Consider the following 12,804-nt stretch of genomic DNA (forward strand, 5'->3'; position numbering starts at 1 on the left):
TAAACCAAACTAATATTAATAAAACTTTAAGATACAGTAACGTTAATACAACTTTCTTGATCTTTTTTGTTATAGAATATAAATAATGCAATAAAATATAGTATAAAATATGAATGTGGCAAAAATCTGACAATTTGCTTAAATAAAATTAATTTTAACACTCATTTAGGTAGTTATTTTTTAGAGAATCATATTTGTTATGCATGCATTTTATTTTAGGTTGTTTGTGGTCTCAAAAACACGATTATCAAAAAAAAAATAAATTTAATGGTCTAGGATTTGAAATATTATGAAATAGTATTACATTTGCCGACCCTTAATCAGGGGTAAGTTTTATACATATACAATATAGTATGCCAACGATATCACAATTAGTAAGAAAAGGAAGGTCGACAATTACGAAGAAAAGTAAGTCGGCAGCCTTGGAATCATGTCCTCAACGTAGAGGAGTATGTACACGTGTGTACACAACTACGCCGAAAAAACCAAATTCAGCTATGCGTAAAGTAGCAAGGGTTAGGTTGACAAACGGAAAAGAAGTTAATGCATATATACCAGGTGAAGGTCATAACCTTCAAGAGCACTCTATAGTTTTAGTGCGTGGTGGTAGGGTAAAAGATTTACCAGGTGTGAGATATCACATTGTTAGAGGTGCGTTAGATACAGCAGGTGTTGCTGGAAGAACACAGCGTAGATCAAAATACGGTGCTAAACGTCCAAAAAAATAGAGAAAGTTAGAGGTGAATAAAATCATCTTATACCTTATATATATACCATGAGAAAAAAGCAGGCAAAAAAGAGACCAATTTTACCAGATCCAAGATTTGATGATCAGCTGGTTACACGTTTCGTGAATATGATGATGTGGGATGGAAAGAAATCCGTGGCTTTCAATGTGTTCTATGATGCAATGGATATTGTAGAAGAAAAGAAGACTGATGAAGAAAAATCTTCATTAGAACTTTGGAAAGATGCGCTTTCTAACGTTATGCCGCATGTTGAAGTGCGAAGTCGTAGAGTTGGTGGTGCTACTTTTCAAATTCCAATGCAAATTCGTCCAGATCGTAAAATTTCAACAGCAATGAAGTGGTTGATTAGTTTTTCGAGAAAGCGTAATGAAAAAGGAATGGCTCAAAAATTGGCGGCAGAAGTTTTAGCGGCTTCAAAAGAAGAAGGCGCAGCTGTTAAGAAAAGAGTTGATACGCATAAGATGGCTGAAGCAAATAAAGCATTTTCTCACTTTAGATTTTAATCAGAAATGGCAAGAGATTTAAAATTTACACGAAATATAGGTATTGCGGCGCATATTGATGCTGGTAAAACCACAACTACCGAACGTATTTTATTTTATACGGGTGTAAGTCATAAAATTGGTGAGGTTCATGATGGTGCTGCTACTATGGACTGGATGGAGCAAGAGCAAGAGCGTGGAATTACTATTACTTCTGCGGCAACTACTTGTGAGTGGCAATTTCCAATGGAAAATGGTCAGCCTACTGCAGATGCTAAAGGCTATCATTTTAATATTATTGATACTCCAGGTCACGTTGATTTTACTGTTGAAGTAAATCGTTCTTTACGTGTACTTGATGGTTTGGTTTTCTTATTTAGTGCTGTAGATGGTGTTGAGCCACAATCGGAAACTAACTGGAGACTAGCTGATAATTATAAAGTGCCAAGAATTGGTTTTGTAAATAAAATGGACCGTCAGGGTTCTAATTTCTTAATGGTTTGTAAGCAAGTCAAAGAGATGTTAGGTTCTAATGCAGTTCCTATTGTTTTACCAATTGGTGATGAAGCTGATTTTAGAGGCATCGTTGATTTGGCTAAAAACAGAGCTATTGTATGGCATGAAGAAGGTTTTGGTGCTACTTTTGACGTTATTGATATTCCTGAAGAAATGAAAGCTGAAGTACATGAGTACAGAGCAGCTTTGATTGAAGCGGTTGCGGAGTATGATGAGGAGTTAATGGAGAAATTCTTCGAAGATGAAGATTCTATTACTGAAGAAGAAGTGCATGCTGCGTTAAGAGCGGCTGTGATGGATAGAGCAATCATACCTATGATATGTGGTTCTTCATTCAAAAATAAAGGTGTTCAGTTTTTATTAGATGCAGTTTGTAGGTATTTGCCTTCTCCTGTAGATAAGGATGCGATTGTAGGAACAAATCCAGATACTGGTGAGCAGGAATCACGTAAGCCAAGTGTGAAGGAGCCTTTTTCAGCTTTAGCATTTAAAATTGCTACAGATCCTTTCGTTGGTCGTTTGGCATTCTTTAGAACATATTCGGGTCGTTTAGATGCTGGTTCTTATATATTGAATAACCGTTCTGGTAAAAAAGAACGTATCTCACGTATTTATCAAATGCACTCTAATAAACAAAATGCAATCGATTATATCGAGGCTGGTGATATTGGTGCTGCAGTAGGATTTAAAGATATCAAGACTGGAGATACAATGTCTGCTGAAAAGCATCCAATTGTTTTGGAGAGTATGGACTTTCCAGATCCAGTAATTGGTATTGCTGTTGAGCCAAAAACAAAGGCTGATGTAGATAAATTAGGAATGGCTTTGGCTAAATTGGCTGAAGAGGATCCTACTTTTCAAGTAAAAACAGATGAGGCTTCAGGTCAGACTATTATTTCTGGTATGGGTGAGCTTCACTTAGATATTATTGTAGATCGTTTAAGACGTGAATTCAAAGTTGAAGTAAACCAAGGTGAACCTCAAGTAGAATACAAAGAGGCTTTAACTAAATTGGCTGCTCACAGAGAAACTTATAAAAAGCAATCTGGTGGTCGTGGTAAATTTGGTGATATTGTTTTTGAAATGAGTCCTGCCGATGATGATTTTGAAGGAGAAGGGTTACAGTTTGTAGATGAGATAAAAGGTGGTCGTATTCCTAAGGAATTTATTCCTTCAGTACAGAAGGGATTTGCTTCTGCAATGATGAATGGTCCATTAGCTGGATTTGAAATGGATACTATGAAAGTGGTATTGAAAGATGGTTCTTTCCACCCAGTGGATTCGGATGCACTTTCTTTCGAATTAGCAGCAAAAATGGGTTATAAAGCTGCGGGTAAGGCTGCTGGTGCTGTTATAATGGAGCCAATCATGAAATTAGAAGTGATTACACCTGAAGAAAACATGGGTGATATCGTTGGAGATTTAAACCGAAGACGAGGTACTATTAGTGATATGAGTGATAGAGCAGGTGCTAAAGTTGTAAAAGGTACTGTTCCACTTTCAGAAATGTTTGGTTATGTAACTTCATTAAGAACTTTATCTTCTGGTAGAGCTACATCAACTATGGAGTTTTCACATTATGCTGAAACTCCGTCAAATATTTCAGAAGAAGTTATTAAAGCAGCAAAAGGAATAACCGCTTAATTTTTACAAGATGAGTCAGAAAATTAGAATAAAATTAAAATCTTACGATTACAATTTGGTAGATAAATCTGCTGAGAAAATCGTAAAAACGGTTAAGACAACTGGTGCTGTTGTAACAGGTCCGATTCCGTTGCCAACACATAAAAAAATATTTACAGTTTTGCGTTCACCTCACGTGAATAAAAAATCTAGAGAGCAATTTCAATTAAGTTCTTATAAAAGACTTCTTGATATTTATAGCTCTTCATCAAAGACTATTGATGCGCTTATGAAGTTAGAGCTTCCAAGTGGTGTTGAAGTTGAGATAAAAGTATAAGTTAAATATTTCCGTGAATGCGGGAATAGACATGTCCTGAGCTGCGTGCTGAGGAAAAACGGAAAAAAATATATTCGGGGTTGAATAATTTTTGACCCTGTTTTTTTGTCAAAAAGTGAAATAAAAATTAATATAAACAGAGGGTAGGTTTCTAAAAAGAAATTGAACTTCTAAAATTTAAATCAAATGTCTGGGTTAATAGGAAAAAAAGTGGGCATGACCAGCATCTTCGACGAAAATGGAAAAAACATTCCATGTACTGTCATTGAAGCGGGGCCATGTGTAGTTACCCAAGTCAGAACCGAAGAAGTTGATGGCTATAAAGCGCTTCAACTTGGTTTCGATGACAAGGCAGAGAAACGAGCTAATAAGGCCGAGTTGGGTCATTATAAGAAAGCTGGTGCATCTCCTAAGAAAAAAGTCGTTGAATTCCAAGGTTTTGATGGGGAACACAAATTAGGTGATACAATAAATGTAGACCTTTTTGTTGAAGGAGAATTTGTTGATGTTATAGGTACATCAAAAGGTAAAGGTTTTCAGGGTGTTGTAAAGCGTCACGGTTTCGGCGGTGTAGGTCAAGCAACACACGGTCAACATAATAGACTTAGAGCTCCAGGTTCTATTGGTGCTGCATCATATCCTGCAAGAGTTTTTAAAGGAATGAAGATGGCAGGTAGAATGGGTGGCGATAGAGTTACTGTTCAAAACCTTAGAGTTTTAAAAGTAGTGCCAGAGAAAAACCTTATAGTAGTTAAAGGTTGTGTTCCCGGTCATAAGAATGCTTACGTAACCATTGAGAAATAATGAAGGTAGCTGTTTTAGATATTAAAGGAAAAGAAACAGGTAGAAAGGCAGACCTTTCTGACGATGTTTTCGCTATAGAACCAAATGAGCATGCAGTTTATTTAGATGTGAAACAATATTTGGCACATCAAAGACAAGGAACTCACAAGGCTAAAGAACGTGCTGAGATTGCAGGTAGTACTCGCAAGATTAAAAAACAAAAAGGTACGGGTACAGCTAGAGCTGGTAGTATTAAGTCTCCAATTTTTAGAGGTGGTGGTCGTATTTTTGGCCCTAGACCTAAAGATTATACTCAAAAGTTGAATAAAAACGTAAAGCGTTTAGCGCGTAAATCAGCTTTAAGTATAAAGTCAAAAAACAAAGCGATATTGGTAGTTGAGGATTTCAATTTTGAGGCTCCAAAAACTAAAGATTTCGTACAAGTTTTAAAGTCTTTGGGATTAGAAAATAAAAAATCTCTAGTGGTGTTGGGTGATTCAAATAATAGTGTATATTTGTCTTCGCGTAATTTTACCCGTTCAGAGGTTGTAACTAGCTCAGAAATAAGTACTTACAAGATAATGAACGCGAATAATGTAATCCTTTGTGAAGGAGCAGTCGAAGGTCTTATCGCGAATTTAAATAAATAGTAAATCATGAGTGTATTAATAAAACCAATTATAACTGAAAAAATGACCGCTGATAGCGAGTTGTTCAATCGTTATGGTTTCGTTGTTGAGCTTAAGGCTAACAAAATACAAATCAAGGAAGAGGTAGAGGCAACATATGGTGTTTCTGTTCAGAAAGTAAGAACCATGATTTACGGACCAAAACGTAAAACACGTTTTACTCGATCAGGAGTTCAGCATGGCAAGACGAATGGCTATAAAAAGGCAATCGTTGATGTAGCTGAAGGTGATATAATCGATTTTTACAGTAATCTATAGCATTAGAAAATGTCAGTTAGAAAATTAAAACCGATAACCCCAGGACAGCGTTTTAGAGTAGTAAATGGTTTTGACGCCATTACTGCTGATAAGCCGGAGAAAAGTTTACTTGCTCCGTTAAAAAAGTCTGGTGGTAGGAATAGTCAAGGAAAAATGACCATGCGCCATAGAGGTGGTGGGCATAAGAGAAGATATCGTGTAATCGATTTCAAGAGAGAAAAACAAGATGTTGTTGCGACTGTGAAGTCAATACAATATGATCCTAACAGAACTGCATTTATTGCATTGTTGGAATATAAAGATGGTGAAAAGCGCTATGTGATTGCACAGAATGGTCTACAAGTAGGTCAGGAAGTAAAATCTGGTAACACTGCTGCTCCAGAGATTGGAAATGCATTACCATTAAGTGCTATCCCATTAGGTACTATTATATCTTGTATAGAATTGCGACCGGGTCAAGGAGCTATTATGGCTAGAAGTGCTGGTACTTTTGCTCAATTAATGGCAAGAGATGGTAAATTTGCTACGGTAAAAATGCCATCAGGTGAAACTAGATTGGTGCTTGTTAATTGTTTGGCGACAATAGGGGCTGTTAGTAATTCGGATCATCAATTACTTGTTTCTGGTAAAGCTGGTAGAAGTAGATGGTTGGGTAGAAGACCTAGAACAAGACCGGTAGCAATGAATCCTGTCGATCACCCAATGGGTGGTGGTGAAGGTAGAGCTTCAGGTGGTCACCCGAGATCTAGAAATGGTATTCCTGCAAAAGGATATCGTACAAGATCTAAGACTAAGAGTACAAATAAGTATATCGTAGAACGTAGAAAGAAATAAAATTAGAAAGAAATGGCACGTTCATTAAAGAAAGGACCTTACGTTCACTATAGTTTAGAAAAGAAGATACAGCAAGCAGCGAGTTCTGGTAAAAAATCAGTAATCAAAACTTGGTCTAGAGCTTCAATGATTACACCTGATTTTGTTGGGTTGACTATTGCAGTTCATAACGGAAGACAATTTGTTCCGGTTTATGTTACAGAGAACATGGTAGGTCATAAATTGGGAGAATTTTCACCTACACGTTCTTTTAGAGGGCATGCGGGAGCTAAGAATAAAGGAAAGAAGTAAGCTATGGGAGTTCGAAAAAGAGAAATGGCCGAAAGAATTAAGGCTGAGAAAAAACAAGTAGCTTTTGCTAAATTGAATAACTGTCCAACATCGCCAAGAAAAATGCGATTGGTAGCAGATTTAGTTAGAGGTGTACAAGTTGAAAAAGCATTAGCTATCTTAAGATTTAATTCTAAAGAAGCTTCTAGAAAATTGGAAAAACTATTGCTTTCAGCTATTGCAAATTGGCAAGCTAAAAATGAAGATGCAAATGTTGAGGATGCAGATTTATTTGTAAAAGAGATACGTGTAGATAGTGGTAGTATGTTGAAAAGATTACGACCTGCACCTCAAGGAAGGGCACATAGAATTAGAAAACGTTCGAACCATGTTACTTTGGTATTAGGTTCAAATAATAACACAGCAAGTTAGAATGGGACAGAAAACAAATCCGATAGGAAACCGTCTAGGTATTATAAGAGGTTGGGAATCCAACTGGTACGGAGGTGATGATTATGGTGACAAGCTTGCTGAAGATGACAAGATTAGAAAGTATATTCATGTAAGACTTGCCAAGGCAAGTGTTTCTAGGGTAATCATAGAAAGAACTCTTAAGTTAATTACGGTAACCGTAACTACAGCTAGACCAGGAATTATTATAGGTAAAGGTGGTCAAGAGGTGGATAAGCTTAAAGAGGAGCTTAAGAAGATTACTAATAAGGAAGTACAGATTAATATTTACGAAATTAAAAGACCAGAGGTTGATGCTAATTTGGTTGCAGCAAGTGTTGCAAGGCAAATAGAAAGCAGAATTTCTTTCCGTAGAGCAATAAAAATGGCAATTGCAGCTGCAATGCGTATGAATGCTGAGGGAATAAAAATTCAAATTTCAGGTCGATTGAATGGTGCAGAAATGGCACGTTCAGAATCATATAAAGATGGTCGTATTCCATTATCTACTTTTAGAGCTGATATTGATTATGCCCTTCATGAAGCTCACACTACTTATGGTCGCCTTGGTATTAAGGTTTGGATTATGAAAGGTGAGGTATATGGAAAGAGAGAATTATCTCCGTTGGTTGGCATGCAAAAGGGTCAGTCAGGTAAAGGAGGAAAACAAGACGGTGGTAGAAAACAACCACGTCGTAGAAAGTAATTTTTAAAGCAACAGAGTAATGTTACAACCGAAGAGAACGAAGTTCAGAAAAATGCAGAAGGGCCGTATGAAAGGTAACTCCGGTAGGGGTCATCAACTTTCGAATGGTATGTTCGGCATGAAGTCTTTGGAGGGTGCTTTTTTGACTTCACGTCAAATTGAAGCAGCTCGTATCGCAGCGACAAGATTTATGAAAAGGGAAGGTCAGTTATGGATTAAGGTATTTCCAGACAAGCCTATTACTAAAAAGCCCTTGGAAGTACGTATGGGTAAAGGTAAGGGTGCTCCTGAATATTTTGTAGCTGTTGTGAAGCCAGGAAGAGTAGTTTTTGAAATTGCTGGTGTTCCAATAGATGTTGCAAAAGAAGCCTTAAGGTTGGCTGCACAAAAACTACCTGTAAAAACGAAATTTATTGTAGCTAGGGATTATTCGATCCAAGATTAATTTTTAATTGAGATGAAACAATCAGAGATAAAAGAAATGTCGGTCGAAGCACTGTCTGAAAAGATAGCCGAGTTCAAGAAACAACATGCGGATTTAAAGTTAGCCCATTCGGTTACACCATTAGAAAATCCACTTCAGATTAAACAGGTAAGAAAAACTGTGGCTAGATTGGCAACGGAATTAACTAAAAGGGATAACCAATAATTGGTTCTGCTTTATGGAAAAAAGAAACTTAAGAAAAGAAAGAATTGGTGTCGTTACAAGTGACAAAATGGAGAAATCTATTGTTGTTAGCGAAGTAAAGAGAGTAAAGCACCCAATGTACGGTAAGTTTGTATTGCGCACAAAAAAGTATGTTGCGCATGATGAACTAAACGATTGTAAAGAAGGTGATACCGTAAAAATTATGGAGACAAGACCTATTAGCAAGAATAAGTGCTGGAGGTTAGTTGAAATTTTGGAAAGAGCTAAATAATTATGTTACAGCAAGAATCGAGATTAAAGGTAGCGGACAATACAGGAGCGAAAGAGGTTTTAACCATTCGTGTTCTGGGAGGAACTAAAAGAAGGTATGCTTCAATTGGTGATAAAATTGTTGTTACTGTAAAGGAGGCGACTCCGAACGGTGGTATCAAAAAGGGCGCAGTTTCTACTGCAGTCGTTGTAAGAACCAAAAAGGAAGTAAGAAGACCAGATGGCTCTTATATTAGATTCGATGACAATGCTTGTGTATTGTTGAATCCTACAGGAGAAATGAGAGGTACTCGTGTTTTCGGACCGGTAGCTAGAGAGTTGCGCGATAAGCAATTCATGAAAATTGTTTCATTAGCACCTGAGGTACTTTAAAATTTGAAAGTGATGAAATTAAAGATTAAAACAGGAGACGTTGTAAGAATTGTTGCTGGTGACCATAAGGGAACTGAGGGCAAGGTGATGAGCGTTGATAAAGTAAAAAACAAGGCTATTGTTGAAGGTGCTAATATGGTATCTAAACATGAAAAGCCAAGTGCTAAAAATCCTCAGGGTGGAATTGTAAAAAAGGAAGCTCCAATTCATATTTCTAACATAGCATTACTTGATAAAGAAGGTAATATTACTAGAGTTGGTTATGAAGTGAAGGATGGTAAAAAAGTACGTGTTTCTAAGAAATCGAAAGAAGTAATTTAATTATGTCGTACGTAGCAAGATTAAAAACAGAATATACCGAACGAATCGTTGGTTCGTTAAAGCAAGAATTTGGCTATAACAATGTTATGCAAGTGCCAAAATTGCAGAAAATTGTAGTTAGCCGTGGTATAGGTGCTGCAGTTGCAGATAAAAAATTAATTGATCAAGCTGTTGAAGAGTTGACTAACATTACAGGTCAGCGTGCAGTACCAACAGTTTCAAAGAAAGATGTTGCAGCGTTTAAACTTCGTAAGGGTATGCCGATTGGGGCAAAAGTTACTTTAAGAGGGGAACGCATGTATGAATTCTTGGATAGATTGGTTACAAGTGCATTACCTAGAGTAAGAGATTTTCAAGGCATCAAAGCAAGTGGTTTTGATGGTCGTGGAAACTATAGTCTTGGTGTTACTGAGCAAATAATATTTCCAGAGATTAATATTGATAAGATTAATCGAATAAATGGAATGGATATCACTTTTGTGACTTCGGCTAATACCGATAAAGAAGCAAAATCATTATTAACCGAATTGGGATTACCTTTTAAAAAGAATTAATATGGCTAAGGAGTCAATGAAAGCCCGTGAAAGAAAAAGGGCAAAAACGGTAGCAAAATACGCTGAAAAAAGGAAGGCTTTAAAGGAAGCTGGAGATTATGAAGGCCTACAAAAGCTACCAAAAAATGCATCACCAGTACGCATGCGTAACAGATGTAAATTGACAGGAAGACCAAGAGGGTATATGAGAAATTTTGGTATTTCTAGGGTTACATTTAGAGAGATGGCAAATCAAGGTTTAATACCAGGTGTCAAAAAGGCTAGCTGGTAGTAGAAAAGTTTTAACTGGTTTCAGGTTTAGTAATATTGCTAAAAACCGTTACCGAATTTAATAAAGATGGTTACAGATACTATTGCAGATTATTTAACAAGAGTGCGCAACGCTAGCCGAGCAGGTCATAGAGTTGTTGAAATTCCTGCTTCTAATTTAAAGAAAGAGATTACTAAGATTTTATTTGATCAAGGTTATATCTTAAGTTATAAATTTGAAGAGGATAAAGTTCAAGGTTCAATTAAAATTGCTTTGAAATATGACAAGTTCACTAAAGAGCCTGTAATTAAAAAATTACAACGTGTAAGTAAGCCAGGTTTACGTAAATATGCTGGATCTGAAGACTTACCACGAGTGTTAAACGGACTAGGTGTAGCTATTGTTTCTACTTCTCATGGAGTAATGACAAGTAAACAAGCTAAGGCTGACAATGTTGGTGGTGAAGTACTTTGTTACATTTATTAATAATTAAGAAGTAATAGAAAATGTCTAGAATAGGTAATAATCCAGTTGCAATTCCCGAGGGAGTTACCGTCGATGTAAAAGATGGTGTTATTTCTGTAAAAGGAAAATTAGGAGAACTTACGCAGGAATATTCAGCGGTAGAAGTTAAAGTAGAAGACGCTCAAGTTTTAGTAACTCGTCCTTCTGATTCTAAAGAAAGCAAAGCAAAGCACGGTTTATATCGTTCTTTGGTTTCTAATATGTTAGATGGTGTTTCCAAAGGGTGGAGCAAAGAATTAGAATTAGTAGGTGTAGGTTATAGAGCTAGTAATCAAGGACAGAAGTTAGACCTTGCATTGGGCTTCTCACATAATATAGTTTTAGATATAGCACCTGAGGTTAAAATAGAGACTATATCTGAAAAAGGAAAGAATCCTATTGTTAAGTTAACATCACATGACAAACAATTAGTTGGTCAGGTTGCTGCTAAGATAAGATCATTCCGTAAGCCAGAACCATACAAAGGAAAAGGTATTAAGTTCGTTGGAGAAGAATTAAGAAGAAAAGCTGGTAAATCAGCCTAATAATTAAGAGTTATGGGATTATCAACGTCTGAAAGAAAACTCAGAATACGAAGAAGAATTAGAAAAGTTTCTGTTGGAAATGCAGAGAGACCACGTCTGTCTATATTTAGAAGTAACAGTGCGATTTATGCTCAAGTTATCGACGATAACAATGGTGTTACTATTGCTGCGGCATCTTCTAGAGATAAAGAATTAGTTAAGGCTAAGGGCACAAAGATAGAAATAGCAGCTATGGTTGGAAAGGCAATAGCTGATAAAGCAACTAAAGCGGGTGTAGAGAAAGTAGCTTTTGATAGAGGTGGAAATCTATATCATGGTAGAGTGAAATCATTGGCTGAAGGAGCAAGAGAAGCAGGACTTAAATTTTAAAGAATATATGTACCAGAAATACAAAAACGTAGAAACCGTTAAACCAGGAGGTCTTGATTTAAAAGATCGTTTAGTTGGTGTACAAAGGGTTACTAAAGTTACAAAAGGTGGACGTGCCTTCGGATTTTCGGCAATTGTAGTTGTCGGTGATGAGAATGGTGTAGTAGGTCACGGACTTGGTAAATCAAAAGAGGTTGCTACTGCTATTGCAAAGGCAATTGAAGATGCTAAGAAAAACTTAATTAGAATTCCTTTGAATAAAGGAACTGTACCTCACGAACAAAAAGGTAAATTTGGCGGAGCAAGAGTTTTCTTTAAACCAGCTTCTCATGGTACTGGTGTAATTGCTGGTGGAGCTGTAAGAGCGGTATTGGAAGCAGTTGGTGTGCAAGATGTACTTTCAAAGTCACAGGGTTCTTCGAATCCACATAATGTTGTTAAGGCTACATTTGATGCTTTACTGCAATTGAGAGATGCAGGTACTGTTGCAAAACAGAGAAATGTTTCTTTAGAAAAAGTATTTAAAGGATAATAATTAATAGTAAAAAGTAGAAAGTAATAAGCTTTTTTAAAGCTTGCGATATAATATTACTTACGACTTATTACTTATTACTATAGAAAATGGCTAAGATTAAAGTAAAGCAAATTAAGAGTAGCATTAAGAGACCTCAAAACCAGAAACGGACATTAGAGGCATTAGGGTTACATAGAATAGGCCAAGTAGTGGAGCATGATGATAGTGCTAGTGTACTTGGAATGATAAACACAGTTAAACATTTGGTTTCCACAGAGGAAGCTTAAGATATATAAGTCAATGGATTTAAATAATCTACAACCCGCAGAGGGATCTACCAATAGAGCAGGTAAGCGATTAGGAAGAGGACAAGGTTCTGGTAAAGGTGGTACAGCCGCAAGAGGGCACAAAGGTGCAAAGTCTAGATCTGGTTATTCTAAGAAAATCGGATTTGAAGGTGGTCAAATGCCATTACAAAGACGTGTTCCTAAGTTTGGTTTTACAAACATAAACCGTAAGGAATATATAGGAATCAACCTTGAAAAATTGCAAGAGCTTGTTGATGCTAAGAAAGTAAAAGATACTATTACTTTCGAAACCTTAATTGAAAACAGGTTAGCACGTAAGAACGACTTAGTGAAAATATTAGGAGGTGGTGAATTGAAAGCTAGCCTAAAAGTTTCAGTACATAAGTTTACTGCTACTGCAAAAGCTGCAATTGAAAAGGCAGGCGGAGAAGCAATAAATTTATAAGGATAC

At 36.5% G+C, this 12,804-nt stretch carries 24 protein-coding genes; all 24 read left to right on the forward strand.

What is annotated here, in order from left to right:
* The first annotated feature begins 353 nt into the window (after positions 1–353).
* The 24 genes from rpsL (at position 354) to rplO (ending at position 12,798) form a co-directional block, all read left to right on the forward strand.
* Positions 354–728 (forward strand): 30S ribosomal protein S12, encoded by a 375-nt coding sequence (rpsL, locus tag UH7x_RS11995; protein ID WP_153757444.1) that lies wholly within the window; start codon positions 354–356, stop codon positions 726–728.
* A 47-nt stretch (positions 729–775) separates the two neighbouring features.
* Complete coding sequence (rpsG, locus tag UH7x_RS12000) at positions 776–1,252, forward strand: 30S ribosomal protein S7 (protein ID WP_153757443.1); 477 nt, start codon at positions 776–778, stop codon at positions 1,250–1,252.
* Between the two features lie 6 nt (positions 1,253–1,258).
* A complete protein-coding gene (gene fusA, locus UH7x_RS12005; RefSeq protein WP_482360173.1) occupies positions 1,259–3,391 on the forward strand; it encodes an elongation factor G in 2,133 nt (710 codons plus the stop codon).
* Positions 3,392–3,401: 10 nt separating this feature from the next.
* Positions 3,402–3,707 carry a 30S ribosomal protein S10 gene (rpsJ, locus tag UH7x_RS12010; RefSeq protein ID WP_008613600.1) on the forward strand — a complete coding sequence of 102 codons (306 nt, stop codon included), beginning with the start codon at positions 3,402–3,404 and terminating at the stop codon, positions 3,705–3,707.
* Positions 3,708–3,893: 186 nt separating this feature from the next.
* On the forward strand, positions 3,894–4,511 hold the full coding sequence (rplC, locus tag UH7x_RS12015) for a 50S ribosomal protein L3 (protein ID WP_482360174.1): 618 nt from the start codon (positions 3,894–3,896) through the stop codon (positions 4,509–4,511).
* Complete coding sequence (rplD, locus tag UH7x_RS12020; protein WP_482360175.1) at positions 4,511–5,140, forward strand: 50S ribosomal protein L4; 630 nt, start codon at positions 4,511–4,513, stop codon at positions 5,138–5,140. Before rplC ends, rplD begins: the two co-directional genes overlap by 1 nt.
* Before the next feature lie 6 nt (positions 5,141–5,146).
* Entirely contained in the window at positions 5,147–5,437 is a 291-nt protein-coding gene (gene rplW, locus UH7x_RS12025) for a 50S ribosomal protein L23 (RefSeq protein WP_348151107.1), read from the forward strand.
* 9 nt (positions 5,438–5,446) lie between these two features.
* On the forward strand, positions 5,447–6,271 hold the full coding sequence (gene rplB, locus UH7x_RS12030) for a 50S ribosomal protein L2 (RefSeq protein WP_482360176.1): 825 nt from the start codon (positions 5,447–5,449) through the stop codon (positions 6,269–6,271).
* Positions 6,272–6,283: 12 nt separating this feature from the next.
* The gene (gene rpsS / locus UH7x_RS12035) at positions 6,284–6,562 is read left to right on the forward strand and encodes a 30S ribosomal protein S19 (RefSeq protein ID WP_348151101.1); all 279 of its coding nucleotides are present in this window, start codon (positions 6,284–6,286) and stop codon (positions 6,560–6,562) included.
* 3 nt (positions 6,563–6,565) lie between these two features.
* Entirely contained in the window at positions 6,566–6,973 is a 408-nt protein-coding gene (gene rplV / locus UH7x_RS12040; protein ID WP_482360177.1) for a 50S ribosomal protein L22, read from the forward strand.
* 1 nt (position 6,974) lies between these two features.
* The gene (rpsC, locus tag UH7x_RS12045; RefSeq protein WP_153757435.1) at positions 6,975–7,697 is read left to right on the forward strand and encodes a 30S ribosomal protein S3; all 723 of its coding nucleotides are present in this window, start codon (positions 6,975–6,977) and stop codon (positions 7,695–7,697) included.
* Between the two features lie 19 nt (positions 7,698–7,716).
* Positions 7,717–8,142 (forward strand): 50S ribosomal protein L16, encoded by a 426-nt coding sequence (rplP, locus tag UH7x_RS12050; RefSeq protein ID WP_482360178.1) that lies wholly within the window; start codon positions 7,717–7,719, stop codon positions 8,140–8,142.
* A gap of 12 nt (positions 8,143–8,154) precedes the next feature.
* Positions 8,155–8,346, forward strand: coding sequence for a 50S ribosomal protein L29 (rpmC, locus tag UH7x_RS12055; RefSeq protein ID WP_153757433.1), 192 nt, complete (start codon positions 8,155–8,157; stop codon positions 8,344–8,346).
* A 13-nt stretch (positions 8,347–8,359) separates the two neighbouring features.
* Positions 8,360–8,617, forward strand: coding sequence for a 30S ribosomal protein S17 (gene rpsQ, locus UH7x_RS12060; RefSeq protein WP_153757432.1), 258 nt, complete (start codon positions 8,360–8,362; stop codon positions 8,615–8,617).
* 2 nt (positions 8,618–8,619) lie between these two features.
* Positions 8,620–8,988 (forward strand): 50S ribosomal protein L14, encoded by a 369-nt coding sequence (gene rplN / locus UH7x_RS12065; protein WP_013993867.1) that lies wholly within the window; start codon positions 8,620–8,622, stop codon positions 8,986–8,988.
* Between the two features lie 12 nt (positions 8,989–9,000).
* Positions 9,001–9,309 (forward strand): 50S ribosomal protein L24, encoded by a 309-nt coding sequence (rplX, locus tag UH7x_RS12070; protein ID WP_482360179.1) that lies wholly within the window; start codon positions 9,001–9,003, stop codon positions 9,307–9,309.
* A 2-nt stretch (positions 9,310–9,311) separates the two neighbouring features.
* A complete protein-coding gene (rplE, locus tag UH7x_RS12075) occupies positions 9,312–9,863 on the forward strand; it encodes a 50S ribosomal protein L5 (RefSeq protein ID WP_482360180.1) in 552 nt (183 codons plus the stop codon).
* A 1-nt stretch (position 9,864) separates the two neighbouring features.
* Positions 9,865–10,134, forward strand: coding sequence for a 30S ribosomal protein S14 (rpsN, locus tag UH7x_RS12080; protein ID WP_482360181.1), 270 nt, complete (start codon positions 9,865–9,867; stop codon positions 10,132–10,134).
* Positions 10,135–10,200: 66 nt separating this feature from the next.
* Entirely contained in the window at positions 10,201–10,599 is a 399-nt protein-coding gene (gene rpsH, locus UH7x_RS12085; RefSeq protein WP_482360182.1) for a 30S ribosomal protein S8, read from the forward strand.
* A gap of 20 nt (positions 10,600–10,619) precedes the next feature.
* On the forward strand, positions 10,620–11,162 hold the full coding sequence (gene rplF, locus UH7x_RS12090) for a 50S ribosomal protein L6 (RefSeq protein ID WP_482360183.1): 543 nt from the start codon (positions 10,620–10,622) through the stop codon (positions 11,160–11,162).
* Positions 11,163–11,174: 12 nt separating this feature from the next.
* The gene (rplR, locus tag UH7x_RS12095) at positions 11,175–11,531 is read left to right on the forward strand and encodes a 50S ribosomal protein L18 (RefSeq protein WP_482360184.1); all 357 of its coding nucleotides are present in this window, start codon (positions 11,175–11,177) and stop codon (positions 11,529–11,531) included.
* A gap of 7 nt (positions 11,532–11,538) precedes the next feature.
* Positions 11,539–12,063, forward strand: a complete 525-nt coding sequence (gene rpsE / locus UH7x_RS12100; RefSeq protein WP_348148245.1) for a 30S ribosomal protein S5 — start codon at positions 11,539–11,541, stop codon at positions 12,061–12,063.
* An 89-nt stretch (positions 12,064–12,152) separates the two neighbouring features.
* Positions 12,153–12,332 carry a 50S ribosomal protein L30 gene (gene rpmD / locus UH7x_RS12105; protein ID WP_482360185.1) on the forward strand — a complete coding sequence of 60 codons (180 nt, stop codon included), beginning with the start codon at positions 12,153–12,155 and terminating at the stop codon, positions 12,330–12,332.
* 13 nt (positions 12,333–12,345) lie between these two features.
* Positions 12,346–12,798 (forward strand): 50S ribosomal protein L15, encoded by a 453-nt coding sequence (gene rplO / locus UH7x_RS12110; RefSeq protein WP_482360186.1) that lies wholly within the window; start codon positions 12,346–12,348, stop codon positions 12,796–12,798.
* Positions 12,799–12,804 lie beyond the last annotated feature (6 nt).

The sequence above is a fragment of the Aurantibacter sp. UH7 genome (assembly GCF_056839165.1).

Bases quoted from the DNA above. Each gene is read 5' to 3' on its own strand.
- rpmC (WP_153757433.1), top strand. From the start codon at position 8,155: ATGAAACAATCAGAGATAAAAGAAATGTCGGTCGAAGCACTGTCTGAA.
- rpmD (WP_482360185.1), top strand. From the start codon at position 12,153: ATGGCTAAGATTAAAGTAAAGCAAATTAAGAGTAGCATTAAGAGACCT.
- rplO (WP_482360186.1), top strand. From the start codon at position 12,346: ATGGATTTAAATAATCTACAACCCGCAGAGGGATCTACCAATAGAGCA.
- rplR (WP_482360184.1), top strand. From the start codon at position 11,175: ATGGGATTATCAACGTCTGAAAGAAAACTCAGAATACGAAGAAGAATT.
- rplP (WP_482360178.1), top strand. From the start codon at position 7,717: ATGTTACAACCGAAGAGAACGAAGTTCAGAAAAATGCAGAAGGGCCGT.
- rpsQ (WP_153757432.1), top strand. From the start codon at position 8,360: ATGGAAAAAAGAAACTTAAGAAAAGAAAGAATTGGTGTCGTTACAAGT.
- rpsC (WP_153757435.1), top strand. From the start codon at position 6,975: ATGGGACAGAAAACAAATCCGATAGGAAACCGTCTAGGTATTATAAGA.
- rplF (WP_482360183.1), top strand. From the start codon at position 10,620: ATGTCTAGAATAGGTAATAATCCAGTTGCAATTCCCGAGGGAGTTACC.
- rpsE (WP_348148245.1), top strand. From the start codon at position 11,539: ATGTACCAGAAATACAAAAACGTAGAAACCGTTAAACCAGGAGGTCTT.
- rplE (WP_482360180.1), top strand. From the start codon at position 9,312: ATGTCGTACGTAGCAAGATTAAAAACAGAATATACCGAACGAATCGTT.
- rplV (WP_482360177.1), top strand. From the start codon at position 6,566: ATGGGAGTTCGAAAAAGAGAAATGGCCGAAAGAATTAAGGCTGAGAAA.
- rpsG (WP_153757443.1), top strand. From the start codon at position 776: ATGAGAAAAAAGCAGGCAAAAAAGAGACCAATTTTACCAGATCCAAGA.
- rplN (WP_013993867.1), top strand. From the start codon at position 8,620: ATGTTACAGCAAGAATCGAGATTAAAGGTAGCGGACAATACAGGAGCG.
- fusA (WP_482360173.1), top strand. From the start codon at position 1,259: ATGGCAAGAGATTTAAAATTTACACGAAATATAGGTATTGCGGCGCAT.
- rplC (WP_482360174.1), top strand. From the start codon at position 3,894: ATGTCTGGGTTAATAGGAAAAAAAGTGGGCATGACCAGCATCTTCGAC.
- rpsJ (WP_008613600.1), top strand. From the start codon at position 3,402: ATGAGTCAGAAAATTAGAATAAAATTAAAATCTTACGATTACAATTTG.
- rpsS (WP_348151101.1), top strand. From the start codon at position 6,284: ATGGCACGTTCATTAAAGAAAGGACCTTACGTTCACTATAGTTTAGAA.
- rplX (WP_482360179.1), top strand. From the start codon at position 9,001: ATGAAATTAAAGATTAAAACAGGAGACGTTGTAAGAATTGTTGCTGGT.
- rplD (WP_482360175.1), top strand. From the start codon at position 4,511: ATGAAGGTAGCTGTTTTAGATATTAAAGGAAAAGAAACAGGTAGAAAG.
- rpsL (WP_153757444.1), top strand. From the start codon at position 354: ATGCCAACGATATCACAATTAGTAAGAAAAGGAAGGTCGACAATTACG.
- rplB (WP_482360176.1), top strand. From the start codon at position 5,447: ATGTCAGTTAGAAAATTAAAACCGATAACCCCAGGACAGCGTTTTAGA.
- rpsN (WP_482360181.1), top strand. From the start codon at position 9,865: ATGGCTAAGGAGTCAATGAAAGCCCGTGAAAGAAAAAGGGCAAAAACG.
- rpsH (WP_482360182.1), top strand. From the start codon at position 10,201: ATGGTTACAGATACTATTGCAGATTATTTAACAAGAGTGCGCAACGCT.
- rplW (WP_348151107.1), top strand. From the start codon at position 5,147: ATGAGTGTATTAATAAAACCAATTATAACTGAAAAAATGACCGCTGAT.